This window comes from Comamonas sp. 26 (assembly GCF_002754475.1).
Taxonomy (GTDB): Bacteria; Pseudomonadota; Gammaproteobacteria; order Burkholderiales; family Burkholderiaceae_C; genus Comamonas.
The window spans coordinates 1,707,260-1,726,643 of record NZ_PEFL01000001.1; the positions used below are offsets into that span (position 1 = coordinate 1,707,260).

General features: G+C 57.7%; 18 protein-coding genes. 12 read left to right on the plus strand and 6 right to left on the minus strand.

What is annotated here, in order from left to right; genetic code table 11:
* Nucleotides 1-17 precede the first annotated feature (17 nt).
* The 4 genes from CLU84_RS07870 to CLU84_RS07885 all read left to right on the plus strand — a co-directional run bounded on the left by CLU84_RS07870 (nucleotide 18) and on the right by CLU84_RS07885 (nucleotide 3,617).
* Nucleotides 18-809: an SDR family oxidoreductase gene (locus CLU84_RS07870; RefSeq protein ID WP_099736717.1), complete on the plus strand. Its 792-nt coding sequence runs from the start codon at nucleotides 18-20 to the stop codon at nucleotides 807-809.
* 131 nt (nucleotides 810-940) lie between these two features.
* Nucleotides 941-1,375: a PaaI family thioesterase gene (locus CLU84_RS07875; RefSeq protein WP_099736718.1), complete on the plus strand. Its 435-nt coding sequence runs from the start codon at nucleotides 941-943 to the stop codon at nucleotides 1,373-1,375.
* Nucleotides 1,376-1,521: 146 nt separating this feature from the next.
* A complete protein-coding gene (locus tag CLU84_RS07880) occupies nucleotides 1,522-2,538 on the plus strand; it encodes an NADP-dependent oxidoreductase (RefSeq protein ID WP_099736719.1) in 1,017 nt (338 codons plus the stop codon).
* Between the two features lie 173 nt (nucleotides 2,539-2,711).
* Entirely contained in the window at nucleotides 2,712-3,617 is a 906-nt protein-coding gene (locus CLU84_RS07885; RefSeq protein ID WP_099736720.1) for an SDR family oxidoreductase, read from the plus strand.
* A gap of 46 nt (nucleotides 3,618-3,663) precedes the next feature.
* On the opposite strand, the gene CLU84_RS07890 is transcribed toward CLU84_RS07885, so the two are convergent.
* Nucleotides 3,664-4,266 carry a DUF1566 domain-containing protein gene (locus CLU84_RS07890; RefSeq protein ID WP_233209963.1) on the minus strand — a complete coding sequence of 201 codons (603 nt, stop codon included), beginning with the start codon at nucleotides 4,264-4,266 and terminating at the stop codon, nucleotides 3,664-3,666.
* 196 nt (nucleotides 4,267-4,462) lie between these two features.
* Between CLU84_RS07890 and CLU84_RS07895 the strand changes: the two genes are divergently transcribed.
* The 5 genes from CLU84_RS07895 to CLU84_RS07915 all read left to right on the plus strand — a co-directional run bounded on the left by CLU84_RS07895 (nucleotide 4,463) and on the right by CLU84_RS07915 (nucleotide 13,321).
* Complete coding sequence (locus CLU84_RS07895) at nucleotides 4,463-5,668, plus strand: multidrug effflux MFS transporter (protein ID WP_099736721.1); 1,206 nt, start codon at nucleotides 4,463-4,465, stop codon at nucleotides 5,666-5,668.
* Entirely contained in the window at nucleotides 5,661-7,109 is a 1,449-nt protein-coding gene (locus CLU84_RS07900; RefSeq protein ID WP_099736722.1) for an MFS transporter, read from the plus strand. The genes CLU84_RS07895 and CLU84_RS07900 overlap by 8 nt, the downstream gene beginning before the upstream one ends.
* Before the next feature lie 285 nt (nucleotides 7,110-7,394).
* Complete coding sequence (locus CLU84_RS07905; protein ID WP_099736723.1) at nucleotides 7,395-8,705, plus strand: efflux RND transporter periplasmic adaptor subunit; 1,311 nt, start codon at nucleotides 7,395-7,397, stop codon at nucleotides 8,703-8,705.
* A gap of 15 nt (nucleotides 8,706-8,720) precedes the next feature.
* Nucleotides 8,721-11,885 carry an efflux RND transporter permease subunit gene (locus CLU84_RS07910; RefSeq protein WP_099736724.1) on the plus strand — a complete coding sequence of 1,055 codons (3,165 nt, stop codon included), beginning with the start codon at nucleotides 8,721-8,723 and terminating at the stop codon, nucleotides 11,883-11,885.
* Between the two features lie 11 nt (nucleotides 11,886-11,896).
* Nucleotides 11,897-13,321, plus strand: a complete 1,425-nt coding sequence (locus tag CLU84_RS07915) for an efflux transporter outer membrane subunit (protein WP_369826817.1) — start codon at nucleotides 11,897-11,899, stop codon at nucleotides 13,319-13,321.
* Nucleotides 13,322-13,432: 111 nt separating this feature from the next.
* On the opposite strand, the gene CLU84_RS07920 is transcribed toward CLU84_RS07915, so the two are convergent.
* From CLU84_RS07920 to CLU84_RS07930, 3 genes are all read right to left on the minus strand, one after another.
* Complete coding sequence (locus tag CLU84_RS07920; RefSeq protein ID WP_099736726.1) at nucleotides 13,433-14,071, minus strand: TetR/AcrR family transcriptional regulator; 639 nt, start codon at nucleotides 14,069-14,071, stop codon at nucleotides 13,433-13,435.
* 188 nt (nucleotides 14,072-14,259) lie between these two features.
* Entirely contained in the window at nucleotides 14,260-14,958 is a 699-nt protein-coding gene (locus CLU84_RS07925; protein WP_233209964.1) for a sensor histidine kinase, read from the minus strand.
* Between the two features lie 228 nt (nucleotides 14,959-15,186).
* Nucleotides 15,187-15,951 (minus strand): response regulator transcription factor, encoded by a 765-nt coding sequence (locus tag CLU84_RS07930; protein ID WP_233209965.1) that lies wholly within the window; start codon nucleotides 15,949-15,951, stop codon nucleotides 15,187-15,189.
* A gap of 701 nt (nucleotides 15,952-16,652) precedes the next feature.
* Between CLU84_RS07930 and CLU84_RS07935 the strand changes: the two genes are divergently transcribed.
* From CLU84_RS07935 to CLU84_RS07945, 3 genes are all read left to right on the plus strand, one after another.
* The gene (locus CLU84_RS07935) at nucleotides 16,653-17,315 is read left to right on the plus strand and encodes a hypothetical protein (RefSeq protein ID WP_233209966.1); all 663 of its coding nucleotides are present in this window, start codon (nucleotides 16,653-16,655) and stop codon (nucleotides 17,313-17,315) included.
* 256 nt (nucleotides 17,316-17,571) lie between these two features.
* On the plus strand, nucleotides 17,572-18,117 hold the full coding sequence (locus CLU84_RS07940; protein WP_233209967.1) for a hypothetical protein: 546 nt from the start codon (nucleotides 17,572-17,574) through the stop codon (nucleotides 18,115-18,117).
* Between the two features lie 30 nt (nucleotides 18,118-18,147).
* Nucleotides 18,148-18,480: a hypothetical protein gene (locus tag CLU84_RS07945; RefSeq protein ID WP_099736730.1), complete on the plus strand. Its 333-nt coding sequence runs from the start codon at nucleotides 18,148-18,150 to the stop codon at nucleotides 18,478-18,480.
* Between the two features lie 122 nt (nucleotides 18,481-18,602).
* Here the strand turns inward: CLU84_RS07945 and CLU84_RS07950 are convergent, their stop codons facing one another.
* A complete protein-coding gene (locus tag CLU84_RS07950) occupies nucleotides 18,603-19,103 on the minus strand; it encodes a flavodoxin family protein (protein WP_099736731.1) in 501 nt (166 codons plus the stop codon).
* 14 nt (nucleotides 19,104-19,117) lie between these two features.
* On the minus strand, nucleotides 19,118-19,345 hold the full coding sequence (locus CLU84_RS21830; RefSeq protein ID WP_144445424.1) for a hypothetical protein: 228 nt from the start codon (nucleotides 19,343-19,345) through the stop codon (nucleotides 19,118-19,120).
* Nucleotides 19,346-19,384 lie beyond the last annotated feature (39 nt).

The following is a 19,384-nucleotide window of genomic DNA, read 5'->3' on the forward strand; positions in this document are numbered from 1 at the left end:
AAGCAGGAGACATGGCAATGACACGTACGGTGCAGCAACTTTTTGACCTCTCGGGCAAGACCGCTCTGGTGACCGGTGGCTCGCGCGGGCTGGGTTTGCAGATGGCGCATGCGCTGGGTGAGGCGGGGGCCAAGGTCCTGCTGACTTCGCGCAAGGCGAATGACTTGCAGGAGGCCGCTGCCGAACTCAAGGCCGCAGGCATCGAGGCGGACTGGATTGCCGCCGACTGCGCCGACGAGGCCGATATTGATCGACTGGCCAAAGAGGCAGTGCAGCGCCTGGGTCATGTAGACATTCTGATTAACAACGCGGGTGCCAGCTGGGGCTCGCCTGCGGAAGACCACCCGACAGCGGCCTGGGACAAGGTGATGAACCTGAACGTGCGCGGCTACTTTTTGCTGAGCCAGCGGATTGCCCGCCTGTCCATGCTGGAGCGCAAGAGCGGCCGTATCATCAATCTGGCGTCGATAGCCGGGCTGGGCGGCAACCCCACGGGCATGAAGACGATTGCCTACAACACCTCCAAGGGGGCGGTGATCAATTTCACGCGTGCGCTGGCGGGCGAGTGGGGCGAGCATGGCATCACCGTGAACGCGATCTGCCCCGGTTTCTTCAAGACCAAGATGGCAGCCATCTTGATTGAGACGTTGGGCGAGGACGAGATGAAGTCCCATGCCCCACTGCGCCGTCTGGGCGACGACGAAGATCTGAAGGGCCTGACCCTGCTGTACGCCAGTGACGCGGGCAAGCACATCACCGGTCAGTGGATGGCGGTGGATGGCGGCGTGAGCGCGCTGGTAGGCGGCTGAGATTGAGGAAAGGTGAAGCCGTATTTTTGCGCCGCGTTGCCTTTTACCCAAGTCTGGCGCGCTTACATTCACGGCTTTGCTGCCGCCTGCTGTAGTGCTTGCGGTGCTTCACTTTCCTGAAAGGTCTTGCGGTGTTGTCATTTGGTCCTGATATTCCTTTTGTGCATGAGCTGGGTTTTGTCCTTATCAAGGCGGAAAACGGCGAGTCTGAGCTGCAGTACACACCGCGCCCCGAGCATCTGAACTCCTTCGGCGTCACGCATGGCGGCGCGTCGATGACTCTGCTGGATGTGACCATGGCCGTGGCCGCGCGCAGCGTGGATTTTGAGCAGGGCATTGTCACCATCGAGATGAAGACTTCCTTCATGCAGGCCGCTAACGGCCCGCTGGTAGGCAAGGGCGTGATGCTGCACCGCACGGGCACCATGGCTTTTACCGAAGGCCGTATTTACGACGCGCAAGGCCGACTTTGCGTGCATGCCACGGGCACCTTCAAATACATGAAGCGCAAGCCCAAGGTGGATGGCGATGTGAATGGCGAATTGCGTCCGCTGGCCACGGATTGAGTGCAGGTATATCGCTCCTGTTTCAGGAGCTGGTAGCGCTGTCTCTATATGGGCTTGATATGAATTGAGCTGTAAGTGCCTTATGAATCAGGCGCTGGCAGCTATCAAAATTGAATTTCAACGTAAGTTCACACAGGAGACAGGTCATGACGGTCAATCAGCAAATCCTTCTGGATAACCGCCCTCAGGGCGAAGCGGTGGAGAGCAATTTCAAGCTGGTGCAATCGCCGCTGCCCACAGTAGGCGAGGGTGAGGTGCTGGTGCGCCACCACTATCTGAGCCTGGACCCCTATATGCGTGGCCGCATGAATGACTCCAAGAGCTATGCCCAGCCCCAGCCGCTGGGTGAAGTCATGCAGGGCGGCACGGTGGGCGAGATTGTGGAAAGCCGCCACCCCAAGTTTCAGGTGGGCGACAAGGTGGTGGGCATGGGCGGCTGGCAGGAGTATTCGGTGGTCAACCCCAGCGTGCCCGGTGCGCTGCGCAAGGTCGATACCACCCATGTGCCGCTGTCCTACTACCTGGGCGCTGTGGGCATGCCCGGCGTGACGGCTTGGTATGGTCTGGTCAAGATCATCAATCCCAAGGCCGGTGAAACCGTTGTCGTCAGCGCCGCCACTGGTGCCGTGGGCAGTGCCTTTGCAGCGCTGGCCAAGGCGCGTGGCTGCCGCGTGGTGGGTATTGCGGGCGGGGCTGAGAAATGCCGCTATGCCGTGGAAGAGCTGGGCTTTGACGCCTGCATCGATTACCGCGAGCACCCTGACACCAAGACCATGGCCAAGGCATTGAAGGACGCCTGCCCGAACGGTATCGACGGCTATTTTGAAAACGTGGGCGGCTACATCTTCGATGCCGTGCTGCTGCGCACCAATGCCTTTGCGCGCGTGGCCCTGTGCGGAATGATTGCGGGCTACGACGGCCAGCCTTTGCCCATGGCCAATCCTGCACTGCTGCTGGTGAACCGCATCAAGCTTGAAGGCTTTATCGTCAGCGAGCACATGGAAGTCTGGGCCGAAGCGCTGACCGAGCTGGGTGGTCTGGTTGCCGCCGGCAAGCTCAAGCCGCGCGAGACGATTGCCCAGGGTCTGGCAGCTGCACCCGCCGCATTTCTGGGCCTGCTCAAGGGCAAGAACTTTGGCAAGCAGCTGGTGAAGTTGGTTTAACCCCCTGAGGCTGGAAAAGATTACCCCCTGAGGCGCTTGGCGCCTTCCCCCTCTCTCGCTTCGCGGGAGGGGGACGATGCCTTCGCCGCGAGGCGGCTCTTGCTTGGCATCTCTGATCTAGAGTGCGCCAGTTGCAGGCGCTACCCCCATATAAAAAATATTCGGAGACAAGAATGATCACGAATTTCGCGGGAAAGACGGCGGTTTTGACCGGGGCTGGCTCGGGTTTCGGGCTGGAGTGCGCGCGTATTGGCGCCAGCAAGGGCATGAATCTGGTTCTGGTCGATGTGCAGCAAGAAGCGCTGGACAAGGCCGAGGCCGAGCTCAAGGCTGCGGGTGCCAAGGTGCTGGCGCGCAAGGTCGATGTCTCGGATGCAGCGCAGATGGAGGCGCTGGCCGCTGAAGTGAAAGCCACGTTTGGTGCCCCGAACTTTGTGTTCAACAACGCAGGTGTGGGCGCGGGCGGTCTGGTCTGGGAAAACTCCGTGGCTGACTGGCAATGGGTGCTGGGCGTCAACGTCTGGGGCGTGATTCATGGCGTACGCCTGTTCACTCCCATGATGCTGGAAGCCGCCAAGGCCGATCCCAGCTTCGAGGGCCATATCGTCAACACGGCCAGCATGGCGGGCCTGCTGGCGCCGCCTAATATGGGCATCTACAACGTCAGCAAGCATGCGGTGGTGTCGCTGACCGAGACGCTGTATCAGGACTTGGCTCTGGTGTCCGATCAGATCAGCGCAAGCCTGCTGTGCCCGTTTTTTGTGGCCACCGGCATAGGCCATAGCGAGCGCAATCGCCCGCAAACGCTGGAATCCCAGCCGCTGACGGCCAGCCAGAAGATTGGTCAGGCGATGACGGACAAGGCGGTGGGCTCAGGCAAGATCACGGCGACCGAGGTGGCGCAGAAGGTGTTTGATGCCATCGGCACAGGCCAGTTCTATATTTACAGCCATCCGCAGGCGCTGGGCTCGGTGCAGGTGCGTATGGAAGATGTGGTGCAGGGCCGCAATCCCACTGATCCGTTTGCGCACAAGCCGGAGCTGGGCGTGAGCCTCAAGGCGGCATTGCGGGCCGCTTGATCAAGCACTGAAAACAAAAAGCCTTGCCTTATCAGCAAGGCTTTTTTCATGGTGCCGGTTTGAGTTCGGCTTCAGTCGCGGGACGTACCAGTCTGAGCAGCAAGGCATTGCCCTTGCCCATATCGGGCGTGGCCTGTAGTGTTTCGGTGTTGACGGCCCATGCCTGCTGGGCGGACAGGCTGGAGAGGTTGTTGGACCGGTCCACCTGGCTGTAGTTGTAGCTATTCACCCGCGCCGAGTTGACGGAGGCCGTGCCCGTCCAGTGCCAGTCGCGCGGGGCGCTGGGGAAGAGGGCGGGGTTCAGGCCCTGCGGTTTGCTGCTGCGGTCCAGCAGACGTTTGAGCTCGTTGACACGGGGCAGACGCCAGCGCTGATCTTCGGCCTTGCTACGCTCGGCTGCATGGGTCTGGGCTTGTTTGTAGTTGAAGACCTCGGCGTTGCCGGTGCAGGCCTTGCCATTCCAGTCCATACCCTCAGCGCAGCGGGCCCAGGCCAGCTTGGCGCGGGTGTCGATCACGGATTTTCCGTCGGCAGCAATCTGAAAAGCAGAGGGCGCAGGCGTGGGCGCTGAATATTGCGCGATGGCGGCGTTGCTCAGACTGCTGAGCAGGCCAAGAAGAATCACAGGAGCGAAAACAGTTGTGAGCACGGCGACAGCAGAGGGTGAAGTAGATGCCTGATTGTGCGCAGATCGGGCGTCGGCGTTGGTCTGATGACGGCCATGAAAGCGGCGCTATTGCTCAGACTTTGAGCCAGACCCAAGTGGCTTTCTAGAGTCAGAGCTAGCCGCCCCAAGAAAACAGCGCTCAGCACAAAAATCAAGTTACCACGACAATTGCCTCCCTATGCAAGCTTCTGTTTCCCTGCGTCTGGTCTTGATTCTGGGCCTGTTATCGGCCATCGGGCCGTTCGCCATTGATATGTATTTGCCCGCACTGCCTCAAATTGGCAGCAGCCTGGGTGCCGAGGTGGGGGCGGTGCAAGCCAGCCTGACCGCGTTTTTTCTTTCCATCGGTGTGGGTCAGCTGCTTTACGGCCCGGTCTCCGACATGGTGGGCCGCAAGCCGCCGCTGTACTTTGGCCTGACCGTGTTTGCCGCCGCCAGTGTGGGCTGTGCGCTGGCTCCCAATATTGAGACGCTGGTGGCCTTTCGTTTTGTGCAGGGTCTGGGCGCTGCCGCCTGCATGGCTGTGCCGCGTGCAGTGGTGCGCGATCTGCACACGGGCCATGCCGCGGCTCGCATGATGTCTTTGCTGATGCTGGTGTTCAGCGTCTCGCCGATTCTGGCGCCCCTGGTCGGCAGCGGCGTGATTGCCGTGGCTGGCTGGCGTGCGGTGTTCTGGGTGGTGGCTGCCGCGGCCGTGCTGGGCTTGATCGCGACCTGGCGCGGTGTTGAAGAGACCCGCACCGCTGAGGCACGACTGGACAGCAGTCTGGGCGGTGCGTTGAAGGCTTATCTGCGCCTGCTGCGCGACTGGCATTACATGGGCCTGGTATTTCTTGGCGGCTGCGCCATGGCGGGCTTTTTTGTCTATCTGGCGGGCTCGCCCTTTGTACTGATCAATTACTACGGTCTGTCCTCCACCGAGTACAGCATGGCGTTTGCGCTCAATTCCATCGCCTTTATTGGCGCGTCGCAGCTGACGGGGCGACTGGGTCAACGCTTTGGTCTGGTCAATGTGGTCAAGGCCGCGGCGTCGGCATCGGGCGTGACCATGGTGGCTTTGCTGATGTACTACGTGATGGGCGGCGAGCAGTTGATAGTGCTGATCGTGCTGTATTTCATTGCCAGCGCTTTCATGGGGCTGGTGATTCCCACGACTTCGGTGCTGGCGCTGGAAGAGCATGGCGAGATTGCCGGCACGGCATCGGCTTTGCTGGGCACGCTGCAGATGCTCAGCGGCGCGGCGGCCATGCAGATCGTGGGTCACTTCTCCAACGGCAAGCCCCTGCCCATGGTGACAGGCATGGCACTTGGCGCTCTGGTTGGCGTGGCGCTGACTTGGATCACATTGGGCAGGACTGCTGGGGTACGAGTAGCGCATGACTGATAGCGCTACTAAAGCAGGCACCAAGCCTTACGACGGCTTGCCAGATGGTGTGCGTGGCCGCGCCATGCTGGTCATTATTCTGGGCCTCACGCTGTCAGTGCTGGACAGCAGCATCGTCAACCTGGCCTTGCCTGCCATTGCCCGCGAGCTGCAAGCCAGCTCTGCACTTACGCTGTGGGTGGTCAACGCCTATCAGCTGGCCGGGCTGGTGCTGCTGTTGCCTCTGGCTGCCTTGGGTGAACGCATGGGCTACCGGCGCATTTACCTGATGGGCATGGTGGTGTTCGTGATCGCCTCCGTGGCCGCCACGCTGGCCAATTCACTGAGCACGCTGATTGCTGCCCGGGTGTTTCAAGGGATTGGCGCTGCCGGCGTGATGAGCGTGAACGCTGCACTGGTGCGCCTGACTTATCCGCGCGCCATGCTGGGGCGGGGCATGGCGATTAACTCGCTGGTGGTGGCCACGTCTTCCATGGCCGGACCTACGGTGGCTGCGGGCATTTTGTCGGTGGCCAGCTGGCCCTGGCTTTTTGCCATCAACGTGCCGCTGGGCTTGCTAACGCTGTGGATGGGCCGCAAGGCCTTGCCCGCCAATCCTGTGGTGAACAGCCAAAGCGAGTCAATTGCGCTGCTGGATGTGGTACTCAATATTCTGATGTTTACGCTACTCTTTCTGGGGGGCGAGCAGCTTGGCGTGCGCATGGGGCAAGAAAATGCAGCGGGCAGCTCGTTCATGCCTTCCGGCTGGTGGCTGTTGGGTGCGGGTGTGGCGGTGGGTTATGTCTACCTGCGCCGCCAGTGGCACAAGACAGCACCGCTGTTTCCGGTGGATTTGATGCGAATTCCGGTGTTCAGGCTGTCCATGTGCGGCTCGGTCTCGGCCTTTTGTGCGCAGATGCTGTCGTACCTGGCCCTGCCATTTTTGCTGCTGGAGGCACGAGGTCTGTCTCCCATTGAGGCAGGCATGCTGATCACGGCCTGGCCGCTGGCCACCATGCTCACCGCCCCCGTGGCCGGGCGGCTGATTGGCAAGTACCCCGATGGGCTGCTGGGCGGCATTGGCATGGCCATGTTTGCCACAGGCCTGTGGTTGCTGGCCGCCATGCCGGTAGATGTGGTGCACTGGGACATGGTCTGGCGCATGGTGCTGGCGGGTAGCGGTTTTGCGCTTTACCAGTCGCCCAATAATCACACCATCGTCACCTCGGCCCCCATGTCGCGCAGCGGAGCGGCTGGCGGCATGCTCAGCTCTGCCCGCATGACGGGTCAGACATTGGGTGCGGTGGTGCTGGCCACGATTTTTGCAATCTCTGGCGGGCATGGCGGCAGTGCTGAAACACTGGCTCTGGCGATTGCCGGGGGCTTTGCCGCACTGGCCGGTGTGTTCAGCATGATGCGCGTGGGCAAGGCTCCGGCCGCAGCAGGTGCTCATAAACACTGATTTTGATTCAAAAATAGCGATAACTCTTTGGTGTAAAGCGCTAGCAGCTATTGATCTGGTAGCAAACTTGGGGCGGCTCTCTAGTCCGTTGAGATGACGTACGAGTAGCCGCCGCCATTTATATTGACGAGTCAAATATCAAGCGCTGCATGGCGTTTTCAGCAGCGGCCAGGGGTACGCGTATTAGCTCCATGTCGTTGTTAGGTCGCCTGCTTTACATTTGATTCATATTGACGGCGCACAATGTTGATAAGTTCTTTAGATCAGACCGCACGATAGACAAGTATGACGATTGACCAGCACGCTTCACTGAGCCCGCGCCGCAAGGCGCATTTTTCTTATCTGCCCAGTGCCAGCCCGCTGAGTTCTCACCGCCCTAGATGGGCGCTGGCGCTGGGGGCCGTGCTGATTGCCGGTGCACTGGCCGCTTGTTCCAAGCCCGCAGATGAACAAAAAGGCCCGCCTAAGACGGAGCCCAAGGTCGGCGTGGTGACCTTGCAGCCGCAAAGCCAGCAGCTGGATGCCAGCCTGCCTGGCCGCACCAAGGCCTTTATGACCGCTGAGGTGCGCCCCCAGGTCTCGGGCATCATTCAAAAGCGCTTGTTTACCGAAGGTGCTGTGGTCAAGCAGGGCCAGCCTCTGTATCAGATTGACCCTGCCTCATTAAAGGCAACGGAAGCCAGCGCCATTGCTGCCGTGGCCAAGGCCGAGGCCAGCCAGCGCACGCTGGCCGCAACGGCTCGCCGCAATGCGGAGCTGGTGAAGATTGATGCCATCAGCAAGCAAGCGTTTGATGAAAGCCAGGCGGCTGCGGCGCAGTCGGCATCCGATGTGGCGGTGGCCAAGGCCAATCTGGATACTGCGCGCATCAACCTCAAATACAGCCGCATTGAGGCGCCCATTGGTGGCCGCATCACCTTGTCTGCCGTCACGCCCGGTGCACTGGTGACGGCCAATCAGGCGACTGCGCTCACCACCATCGTGCAGCTGGACCCCATGTATGTGGACTTCACCCAATCTAGCAATGACCTGATGCAGCTCAAGCGTGATCTGGAGTCCGGCCGTTACCAGAAGGTGGATGGCGACAAGGTCCCCGTGCGCATTCAGTTTGACGACGGCAGTGACTATGCCCAGCAAGGCAAGCTGGCGTTTGCGGGCGTGATCGTTAACGACACCACCGGCACCTTGACGCTGCGCGCTGAAGTGCCCAACCCCGATGGCCTGCTGATGCCGGGCATGTATGTGAAAGCCTTGCTGCCCACGGCACTGGCCCCTGATGCGCTGCTGCTGCCCCAGCAAAGCGTGACGCGTGACCTGGCCGGCAAGCCCAATGTGATGGTGCTGACCGAAGGCGATGCGGTGGTAAAGCGTGAAGTGCAACTGGACCGCGCCGTGGGTGCGTACTGGCTGGTCAAGAGCGGCCTGAAAGCGGGCGAGCGTGTGATGGTGGACGGCTTTCAGCGCACCAAGGCCGGTGACAAGGTCAAGCCCGAAGAGGTGGACATGAAGGCGAATGCCGAGCGCAAGAGCGTACGCGGCGAGCCGCCTGTGCAGGGCGCAGCCGATGCTCCTGCCGCCAAGGCGCAAGCCAAGTAAGGCGGGACAGCAGTCATGGCTCAGTTCTTTATCAACCGGCCCATTTTTGCGTGGGTCATTGCCATCGTCATCATGCTGGCGGGCGCGTTGTCTATCTCTTCGCTGCCGCTGGAGCAGTACCCCGACATTGCACCGCCGCGCGTGACGATCTCGTCGCAATACACAGGTGCTTCGGCCGAGACCGTGGAAAACTCGGTCACGCAGATCATCGAGCAGCAGATCAAGGGCATCGACAACATGCTCTATATGAGCTCGACCAGTGATGCGTCGGGCCGCTCGCGCACCACGTTGACCTTTGCGCCGGGCACGAATATCGACGTGGCTCAGGTGCAGGTGCAAAACAAGCTGCAGGCCGCGATGAACCGCCTGCCCGATGCCGTGAAAAGCCGGGGCGTGTTCGTGAACAAGGGTGGCCAGGATTTTCTGGTCACTTACAGCTTCTACTCGCTGGACCCATCGGTGACCGATGTAGCCATTGGCGACTATCTGAACAGCAATCTGATCGATGTGATCGGCCGTCTGGAAGGCGTGGGCGACATCAACGTCTTTGGCTCCCCCTATGCCATGCGCATCTGGATGGACCCCGCCAAGATGGAGAAGTACGCGCTGATCCCTTCTGATCTGGTCAGCGCGCTCAACTCGCAAAATGCCCAGGTCTCTGCCGGTCAGCTTGGCGCTTTGCCTGCCGTGCAAAACCAGCAGCTGAACGCGACTATTACGGCGCGCACCAAGCTGCAGACGCCTGAGCAGTTTCGCGACATCGTGCTCAAGTCGGCCACCGATGGCTCTGTGGTGACGATGGGCGATGTGGCGCGTGTAGAGCTGGCGGCAGACAATTTGAATATTCAGGCCAAGCTCAACGGCATGCCCGGCGCGGGTATGGGCGTGATTCTGGCTGACGGTGCCAATGCCATGCAGGTGGCCGATGCGGTGGCGGCCAAGCTGGCTGAACTCAAACCCTTTTTCCCCAACCAAATTGATTATTTTGTAAGTTCGGACTCCACGCCTTTTGTGCGTGCATCGATTCATGAAGTGGTCAGCGCTTTGGGCGAGGCCATGGTGCTGGTGGTGATCGTGATGTTCATCTTCCTGCAGAACTTCCGCGCCACCCTGATTCCGGCCATTGCCGTGCCCGTGGTGTTGCTGGGTACGTTTGGCGTGCTGTCGATTGCCGGTTACTCCATCAACACACTGACCATGTTTGGCATGGTGCTGGCCATTGGCTTGCTGGTGGATGATGCGATTGTGGTGGTCGAGAACGTCGAGCGCGTGATGCACGAAACGGGCAAGTCGCCCAAGGAGGCCACGCGCCAGTCCATGACGGAAATCACGCCCGCGCTGGTAGGTATTGGCGTGACGCTGTCTGCTGTGTTCATTCCCATGGCCTTCTTCGGCGGCTCTACGGGCGTGATCTATCGCCAATTCTCCATCACCATCGTCGCGGCGATGGCGCTTTCGGTGTTTGTGGCGCTGACCTTGACGCCGGCGCTGTGCGCCACCTTGCTCAAGGCCCCCGAGCACCATGGCGGTGAAGGTCATGCGCGCCCCGTACGCTCAGGCCCGCTGGGGCTGAGCGACAAATTCTTCAACTGGTTTAACCACAGCTTTGATCTCACGGCCTCGCGCTATCAGGGCTCGGTGGCCTATATGCTGCGCCGCTCAAAGCGGATGATGCTGGTGTTTCTGGCCATCTGCGCGGCCGTCTGGCTGCTGATGGCGCGACTTCCTACCTCGTTCCTGCCTGACGAAGATCAGGGCTTTGTCTATGTCAGCGTGAATCTGCCCTCGGGCGCCTCGGATGCGCGCTTGCAGCAGGTGCTGGACGAGGTGCGCAACTACCTGCTCAAGCAGCCGGAAGTTACCAGCTTCAACCAGGTCTCCGGTCTTAATGGTGACCAGAGTTCGGCACGCGGTTTTGTGCGCTTGAAGCCCTGGGCCGAGCGCACCTTGTCTTCTCAGTCTTCGATTGCCGTGGCCCACCGCGCAACCAAGGAGCTGGCTTCCATTCGCGATGCCCGTGTGTTTGTGATGAACCCGCCTGCCGTGCGGGGCCTGGGTGCGAATGCGGGTTTCAATTTCATGCTCAAGGACATCAACGGCATTGGGCACGATGCTTTGTTGGCTGCCAGCAAACAGGTGGAAGATGCTGCCCGCAAGAGTCCTGAGCTGACATCGGTACGTACCACCAACCTGGAAGACGCTGCTGAGTTGCGCCTGGATATCGACGACCTCAAGGCGGCAGCGTTGGGCCTGTCGTACACAGACATCAACAGCGTGCTTTCCAGCGCCATGGGCGGCACTTATGTGAACGATTTTTTGAACAACGGCCGTGTCAAGCGTGTCTACATTCAGGGCGATGCACCGCATCGCATGTTGCCGCAGGACATTGCCAAGTGGACGGTACGCAACAAAAGTGGCGAGATGGTGCCTTTCAGCGCCTTCTCACGCACGTACTGGGCCTATGGCTCGCCCCAGCTGATGCGCTACAACGGCGCGCCTACCTATGAATTCATCGGCAGCGCAGCGCCGGGCGTCAGCTCGGGTGTGGCCATGAAGGTGGTCGAAGACATTCTCAAAACTCTGCCGCAAGGCATTGGCTATGAGTGGACGGGTGCATCACTGCAAGAGCGCCAGTCGGGGGCTCAGGCTCCCATGCTGTATGCCATCTCGATTCTGTTCGTGTTCCTGTGCCTGGCAGCACTCTATGAAAGCTGGACGGTGCCGCTGTCCGTCATGCTGGCCGTGCCTCTGGGCGTGGTGGGCGCGCTGCTGGCCACCTATACGCGGGGCTTGACTAATGACGTGTACTTCCAGGTGGGTCTGTTGACCACGGTGGGGCTGGCATCCAAAAACGCGATTCTGATTGTCGAGTTTGCGGTGCAGCTGCAAGAGCAGGGCAAGAGCGTGTTCAACGCCACGGTGGAAGCCGTGCGCCTGCGCCTGCGCCCCATCTTGATGACATCGTTGGCCTTTGGCTTTGGCGTGATTCCGCTGGCCATTGGCACCGGTGCTGGCGCAGGTGGCCGTAATGCCATCGGCACAGCCGTGCTGGGCGGCATGGTGGCATCGACGGTGCTGGGCATCTTCCTGGTGCCGGTGTTCTTCCTGCTGATTCGCAGCTGGTTCAAGAGCCGCCTGCGCACTGACGACGAAGCAACAACCAAGGAGAGCGCAGCATGAGGCGCCTGAGAATGAATATTTCTGCTGTCGCTGCTGCCTGTGCGGCAGCGCTGCTGGCCGGTTGCAATCTCGCGCCTGTCTACAAAACGCCCGATCTGCCCGTGCCTGAAACCGTTTCGGCCAACGCCGCGCCGGTGCAGGCCAGCGAAGCCGCTTTGCAGCAGGCGCAAGCCCTGCAATGGCTGCAGTCACCCCAGCTGCGCGATGTGGTGGCGCTGGCGCTGAGCAACAACCGCGATCTGCGCGTGGCGATTGGGAGCATAGAGAAAGCACGCGCCCAATACGGCATCACGCGGGCTGATCTGCTGCCGGGCATTACGGCTCAGGCGCAGGGCAACCGCACGCGCAGCGCGGCGGATTTGACGACGACTGGGCGCAGCACTATTAATGAGCAATACACAGCCCAGCTGGGTTTTGCCAGCTATGAGCTGGACCTGTGGGGGCGGATTCGCAACCTCAGCGAAGCATCGCTGCAGCAGTTTTTGCTGAGCCAGGAAAACCAGCGCAATGTGCAGATCAGCCTGGTGGCTGATGTGAGCAATGCCTGGCTGACGCTGGCTGCCGATCAGGCTCGCCTGCAACTGGCAAAAGACACGCTGGACAGCCGCATCAAGGCCTTCGAGCTGACACGCAAGATGTATGAGCTGGGCTCTACATCGGGTCTGGTTCTGGCCCAGAACCAGACCACGGTAGATACGGCGCGAGGCGATGTGGCCAGCTATACCTCGCAGGTGGACAGAGACCGCAATGCGCTGCAACTGCTGGTCGGTGGCCCTGTGCCGGCTCCGTTGCTGCCCACAGCGCAGACTCTGATGAATGACGCAGATACGGCGGCGCTGAAGGCCGTGCCCGTGCCTCTGCCATCTAACGTGCTGCTCAAGCGCCCGGATGTGCAGGCGGCTGAGCGTAATCTGCAAGCCATGAATGCCAATATTGGTGCTGCACGGGCGGCCATGTTCCCCAGCATCACGCTGACGGGCAGCATAGGTACGGGCAGCAGTGATCTGGATCGCCTGTTTGGTAACAGCAATAGCACCTGGAGCTTTATTCCGCTGGTGCGTCTGCCCATCTTTGATGCTGGCCGTAACCGTGCCAATGTGCAGGTGGCCGAGAGCAATCAGCGTATCGCACTGAACCAGTACGAGAAGTCCGTGCAGACGGCTTTCAGAGAAGTGGCTGACGTTCTGGCAGACCGCGCCCAGTGGGATGAGCGCCTGTCAGCCCAGACCAGCATGGTGGCCAATACGCAAAAAGCGTTTGATTTGTCGAACGCCCGCTTCAAGGCTGGCGTGGATAACTACTTGTCTGTGCTGGATGCACAACGCAGCCTCTACACCGCGCAGCAGACCTTGATTGGCCTGCGCCTGGCTGAGCAACTCAACCGCGTGACCTTGTGGAAGACGCTGGGCGGCGAGGAGGCTGCGCAGCAAAGCTGATCTTTGTGCGCGCTCTAAAAAAAGCCGCAGTTCGAAAGACTGCGGCTTTTTTGATAGCACCTAGCGCTTTATCAGTAAGCGGTTGGAGCTGATTTTGTGTGAAATTCAGATTCAGGGCATCTTGAACAGCAAAGCGACCTGGAGTTCAAACAGGGTCTTGGCATTCATCGGTACTTCGGGGTGAATGACCGTGTTGTTCATCATGGCCATCCAGAGGGGGGCGAGCAGCAAAGCCGGGTGCTCAATCAGTTCAGGGGCCTTAAGCTCCCCGCGTTCAGCGGCCAGTTGGGCGAGCCTGCTGAAATGCTCCAGCAGGGCATCGTTCACATAGCGGCGATACATTTGCGCCAGAAGCGGAAATTCCAGTCCTTCAGCGATAACCAGTCGCGCAGTCGCAGAGCGGCCACTGCTGTCAATGACCTCTGCGGCTGCGCCCACTGTACGAAGCAGATATTCACCTACAGATTCATGCTCAAGCATGGGGCTGGATTGCAAGGCTACAGCTGCAGAGGCTATATGGGTCTGTATCACCGCTTCAAATAAGGCATCTTTGCTATCAAAGTAGCGAAAAAGGGTGACTTTAGATAGACCTGCGCGCTGCGCGACCGATGCGGTGGTACCACGCGCATAGCCATGTTCCAGAAATTCCTCAAAGGCTGCTGCGACGATGGTACGGCGCGTCGCCTGAGTCTTTTGTGGGCTGGGGCCGCGCGGTGTGCGCTTGGGGCGGTCGAGGTCTAGTTGAGTCATGGCGCGAGAGAACTTGATATAGAGCTTCTGGGCTTGTTCGATATGGCCGCGAGGCGCTGACTGAGCTTGGCAAGACTGAACGAAAAGAAGAACGCCTTACCCTGCTTGGCCAGAGATCATTTTGATATACGGCACTCACCCAATGATGGCACATTCGTCAAATTAGTTTACTGGGGAGAAGCCATAGTTCAGGCTCGCCAGCGCATCACCACCTGTGTGCCGCCCCCTTGCCTTGGGTGAATGTGCAGATCCCCCCCAATTTCGCGCATACGCTTGAACATGTTGATGACGCCGTGGCCGGATTGGGATACATCGCTAAGAACGGCACGAAGATCAAAGCCTTTGCCGTTGTCTTCAACGCTGAGGCACCAGTCCCAGCCAAAACATTCGGGGTCATCGCTCTCGTAAGGCTCCAGAGTGACCCAGATGTCACTCGCATGCGCGTGCTCCAGCGCATTGCTGAGGCTAGTCTGCACCACGGCCAGAATTTGATTCGCAACGCGGCCTTTGGGTAGGGTACGGCTGGTGTGTCGACCGATACCTAGTTCAGGATCGCAAAGCTGCCAGTGCAGTGCCAGACCTTTGCGTTGCAGCACCGGGTTCAGCCTGTGGCGCAGCCGAGCCAGACGCATGGTGAGACTGTCGTCTTGCGCGTCCATGGAGTCCACAATAAGGCGCAAATCCAGCAACGACCGCTCAAGTACCTCTTTGATGGGGCTGCCTTCGGCAAGCGCTTGTCCATCCATCAAGGTCAAGGCCTGCACCAGCTGACTGCCCAGTGTGTCGTGCAGGTCAGAGGCGATGCGCTTTCTTTCCTCCTGCACCTCTTTGGAGGGGTGTACGCTCAAGCGCATTTTGGCTTTGATGACACGATAGATTCTGGGCATATAGCGCAATGCCATCACCAAGCCGGTTAATGCAGCAAAAATGCTGATAAAGATAAACCAATTTTTATCTCGGATAGAGATAATGAAACACCAGCATAGTATTATGCAGGTCTGCAGCATATTAGCTGCAGACCTGCATCCAAGGCTGCGTAGAGATTCCATATCAACCTCAAAATGGCTGATTGACGGCTGAGCTGATTCGGCTCTGGCGAGCCTATCTGAGTATTTTTATATCAGTCCTCGCAAAGAGGCTGCTCTGACTGCATGGGCTCTTGTTTTGGCTTGCAACTTTCTATACATATTTTTTACATGTGTTGAAACGGTGAGCGTGCTTATTTTTAAGTAGCTTGCTATCTCCGGCGAACTATACCCGCAGGCAATCAGCTTCAATATTTCAATTTCTCTTTCGGAGAGTTTTTCTTCTTCCAAATAATTTGAAGCTGGCATGCTTGAGGGGTGGGTTTTCTCTAGGCGGGAAAGCATTTTTTTGGCCAGCGATGGCGTGATGGATGCACCGCCATTCGCAACTTGCAGAACCGCTTGCGAATAGTCTCCAAACCAGGAGTTTTTTAACAAGTATCCCACAGCACCTTTTTCAAAAGCCTGAAAAACCTTGTCATCACGCTCCGTCACCGACACCACAATGCTCAGCACATGCGGGCGGGTCTGGTGGACAAGATCGAGCAGCTCCAGGCCTTCTCCGTCGCCAAGGTTCAAGTCCACGATTAGCACATCGAAGTCCTGAAGCGGGATGTTTTTGCGCGCTTCTCTCAAACTGGAGGCCTGTCCCACGAGCAAGGTTCGAGAGTCACCCATGAGCTCCTGGGCAATCACTCTGCGGATGTGGCTGTCATCGTCGACCACGAAGACTCGCACAGGCTGGCTTTGCTGCCCCACCATGTGCATGGGCCACATATGTGTGTTTGCAGGGAGTGCGGAGTCTCCTGTTCCACTGAAGGATGCAGGGCAAAAAGATGTTTGAACAGCCGACATGGTTCACTCCCTGCTGAAAAGTAGAAATTCATGACCTGTTTTGGAAATTAAATTATGAAATTTTAAAAATCTATAAAAATTGTTAATTCAATGTTTTTTTTACCAAAATTACAAAAAATCACTTCAAATATAGGTATTTGGTATTTAAAAATACTATTGATTTATTATTTTTAGTTAAATTATTTAATTTATCTATCGAATTATATTCAGTTGCGATTTATTGAACCTTTGAAGAAAATATTGACTAGTCTTAAAAGGCTGAGAGATTTTTATTTTTCTCTGCATTGAGGAAAGTGGATTTTTTGATATTGATGTGGGAAGTTTATTAAATCTGATTTCTTAAAGATAAGAAATTTACATTTTTATACTTTACCTATTCAAGCATCTAAAAATGCAAACTGCATAGCATGAAGATGCCGCCTATCAAAGGCTGTAGAGGTTTATTTAGCAGTCTTCAAAGATTGAAAAAAATTCTTTCGATCAAGGTATTCCTGATTTTTTCACCTGTGCTGAAACTGGCGCTGACCGAAAGCAAGTTTTGAAACGGAACTTAAGACATTTCAAAAGTTGCAGACGGTTTATGGGAGGTGTTGCAGTGAGATGCAACAGCTCTGTTGCCTCAACTCTCTCAGTGTTCTGGGAACTGGCTAATCAAAGGGTCTATCATGAAAAAATCTCTGATTGCAATGGCTGTCGTCGCTTTGGCTGGTGTTGCATCTGCTGCTGTTAGCAGCAGTAGCATTGCTGCAACGAACACGTCGTCCAGTGCCGGATCGGCTACGTCGTCAAATGCTGCGAGTGCAGGCAACGGAAGTGCCTTGAGTTTCAATAGTGCTACTTCGGCTGCTAATGCAACCGCAGGTGCTACTGGTGGAGCAGGCAACATTGGCCATACTGCTATCGGCGGTGCAGCCGTCGGCGGTAGCGCTACAACCACAGGTTCTGTGCAAAGCCTGGCTGCAACGTCCGGAAACGGCGTAGCTGCAGGCGGCGGCGTCACCAGTGCCAACGCGCATTCGGGCGCAGCTGCCGGTTACGGCGCTAGTGCACCTGGCGGTGCCGCTGTAGTGGGCGGTGCAGCCGGTCAGGCAAATTCGCACACCAACAATGCCGCAGGCACTTATGCAGGCCCTGGCGGCGGTATTGCGGCAGTCAGCAGCACGGCAGGTACGCAATCCAACTACGGTGCCACCTCGGGAGCCATTTCCGGCCCTGGCGGCACTTGGACCAACAACACCTCCGGTGCTAGTTCGGTCGGACACGTCAACACCAGTGGCGGTGCTCTGGGTAATGCCGGCGGCTTCTCTAACGGTGGCGGCACTGGCGGTAGTGCAGGAGCCGGATCGGGTTCCCTCGCTTTCTGATAGTTATCCACCCTAGTTATGCTTGTCCCCGGGTCTTGCTGCTCAAGGCAAGACTCGGTGTCAAAGGAGAAAAAGCATGAAAGTCTCAATAGCTTTATTAAGCCTTTGTGTTCCTTTGTGTAGCGTTGCGCAGAATGCCGATAGCAGCGCGCAAAGCTCCTCGTCCTCATCTTCCGTTGGGGCCCAGCAAAATCAATCGATCACGTTCATTACGCCTGCAGCAAGTCCGGCGGTGGAGTCTCGGTCTGCATCAACCATGGACAGTCGATCTACTCAGACCGTGGATAGTCGCTCAGACCAAAACATTACGACGTCTGGGACGACAACCCAGAACATCAACAGCAACATTGGTGGAACGTCTAAGAACATTGTGGAGTACACGGGGTCGTACACCATGAAGAACGTGCCCAGCGTCAATGGTCCAAACCTGACAACCAGCAATGACACCTGTATGGGCAGCAGCAGCGGCAGTGCTAACGGCCCTGGCTTCGGTGTGAGCTTTGGCACGACTTGGTCAGACGATCATTGCAAGCGCCTGAAAATGAGTCGAGAACTCTGGAACAAAGGTATGAAGGCTGCATCTCTGGCCATGGATTGCATGGACCCAGCAGCGCGTGTCGCACTGGAAATCACGGGCTCGAAATGCCCTCAATCCATGACGGCGGATGAGCGCCGTAGCAACTACGGTGTAAATGCCTCTGCCGAAGGTAGCGCAGCTATGCCGCCAGAGCAGCAGACGGCTTCCAGCACTCCGGTTGGTCAAGTATCGGAACTACAGCCTTCGGCGCTCTACCCAAACTGATGGGCGCTGAACAGAATTCAGGAGGCTGCTATGTATAAGGCTCTCGTTTTTGTCGCGGCAGTCGCTGGCTGCATTCCTGTATGGTCTGCATCAGCTCCTGTCGTTGCCAATGTGCCATTGAGCATTCAACGTCAGATTTTTGGCAGTGGCGAGCAAGGTGCCGGGGGTGAGGAGCAGGCTCAGCCCGTAGGCAACTACGGTGTATGGCATGTGCCTCAGTACCTGCCAGGCTACCCGACCGCTGCAACTATCTGGCCACGGGCCATCCCCGTAAAGTGTAAGAACGGCAGTTGTGAAGGCTACGTGATCACCCCGCAAATGGGGCCCGGTGAGTATCTGTTTTTTATTCCGGTTGAGGAGTAGATTCTGTAATCCCTCGCAACAAGGCATGAGGCATGCCTGCGGCTGATGAGCGGTAGCTTGCAGGCAAGGATTTCCCGCAAACATTTAGTGTTGGGCGGGATTTCTTTTTTGCTGCTTCATCCTCAGAAAATTCCCAGGGCTAGCCCCGCCGCCAATGATTGGCCCAGTTCCTCGCAGCGCTGCAAGTCGGCCGGATCAATATGTTTGGGCGCGAGGATGGCCTCGGGTGTCTGCGCATAGGTGCAGATGATGAGGGGTTCAGCCACAGCCTTCAGACGCCAACCTGTGGCAATGCGCTCTATCTGTCTGGCGGCGTTTCGGCCGTCGCTGCCCGCACAGATCAGGCTGGCATAGGGGTGACCCTGAATTTGATCGAGTACGCCGTAGTAGCTGCGATCAAAAAAGTCCTTCATCAAGCCGCTGATCGCCGCCAGATTCTCAGGTGTGGCAAACAGGTAGCCTTGGGCGCTCAGCAAGTCCTGCGCACCCGCCTGGCTCGCATGAAGCAAGTGCACATCGACAGACTCTTCACGCCGGGCGCCCGCACATGCTGCCTCAGCCATCTGGCGAGTTCCGCCAGTATGAGTGTGGTAGACGATCAGTAAAGCAGGGCGTAGAGGCATAACGGATGGTCTGATCAGAGGAGCCTATCAAGCAAATTTGCAGTGTAATAACCTACTGAAATATATTGGCTCTCTGTAGTTGTTGTTTTCAACAGACGATCTGATACTGCTTTATTGAGGCTAAAAAAGTGACTAAGCATTGAAAAATATTGACGTTTATCAATTTTTTCAGGTTTGATGTGCTCTTGATTTTGCAGCGCTTTGCACTCGCTGCATGTGGTTTTACCTATGATTTGAAACATGTGTGAAAACCTGAATATCGAATCACTCAGGGTATTCAC

What these genes read in the sequence shown, in the direction of transcription:
- CLU84_RS07910 (WP_099736724.1), top strand. Translation starts at nt 8,721, where the DNA reads ATGGCTCAGTTCTTTATCAACCGGCCCATTTTTGCGTGGGTCATTGCC.
- CLU84_RS07940 (WP_233209967.1), top strand. Translation starts at nt 17,572, where the DNA reads ATGGACAGTCGATCTACTCAGACCGTGGATAGTCGCTCAGACCAAAAC.
- CLU84_RS07920 (WP_099736726.1), bottom strand. Translation starts at nt 14,071, where the DNA reads ATGACTCAACTAGACCTCGACCGCCCCAAGCGCACACCGCGCGGCCCC.
- CLU84_RS07900 (WP_099736722.1), top strand. Translation starts at nt 5,661, where the DNA reads ATGACTGATAGCGCTACTAAAGCAGGCACCAAGCCTTACGACGGCTTG.
- CLU84_RS07880 (WP_099736719.1), top strand. Translation starts at nt 1,522, where the DNA reads ATGACGGTCAATCAGCAAATCCTTCTGGATAACCGCCCTCAGGGCGAA.
- CLU84_RS07870 (WP_099736717.1), top strand. Translation starts at nt 18, where the DNA reads ATGACACGTACGGTGCAGCAACTTTTTGACCTCTCGGGCAAGACCGCT.
- CLU84_RS21830 (WP_144445424.1), bottom strand. Translation starts at nt 19,345, where the DNA reads ATGTTTCAAATCATAGGTAAAACCACATGCAGCGAGTGCAAAGCGCTG.
- CLU84_RS07925 (WP_233209964.1), bottom strand. Translation starts at nt 14,958, where the DNA reads ATGCCCAGAATCTATCGTGTCATCAAAGCCAAAATGCGCTTGAGCGTA.
- CLU84_RS07885 (WP_099736720.1), top strand. Translation starts at nt 2,712, where the DNA reads ATGATCACGAATTTCGCGGGAAAGACGGCGGTTTTGACCGGGGCTGGC.
- CLU84_RS07945 (WP_099736730.1), top strand. Translation starts at nt 18,148, where the DNA reads ATGTATAAGGCTCTCGTTTTTGTCGCGGCAGTCGCTGGCTGCATTCCT.
- CLU84_RS07905 (WP_099736723.1), top strand. Translation starts at nt 7,395, where the DNA reads ATGACGATTGACCAGCACGCTTCACTGAGCCCGCGCCGCAAGGCGCAT.
- CLU84_RS07950 (WP_099736731.1), bottom strand. Translation starts at nt 19,103, where the DNA reads ATGCCTCTACGCCCTGCTTTACTGATCGTCTACCACACTCATACTGGC.
- CLU84_RS07895 (WP_099736721.1), top strand. Translation starts at nt 4,463, where the DNA reads ATGCAAGCTTCTGTTTCCCTGCGTCTGGTCTTGATTCTGGGCCTGTTA.
- CLU84_RS07915 (WP_369826817.1), top strand. Translation starts at nt 11,897, where the DNA reads ATGAATATTTCTGCTGTCGCTGCTGCCTGTGCGGCAGCGCTGCTGGCC.
- CLU84_RS07930 (WP_233209965.1), bottom strand. Translation starts at nt 15,951, where the DNA reads ATGTCGGCTGTTCAAACATCTTTTTGCCCTGCATCCTTCAGTGGAACA.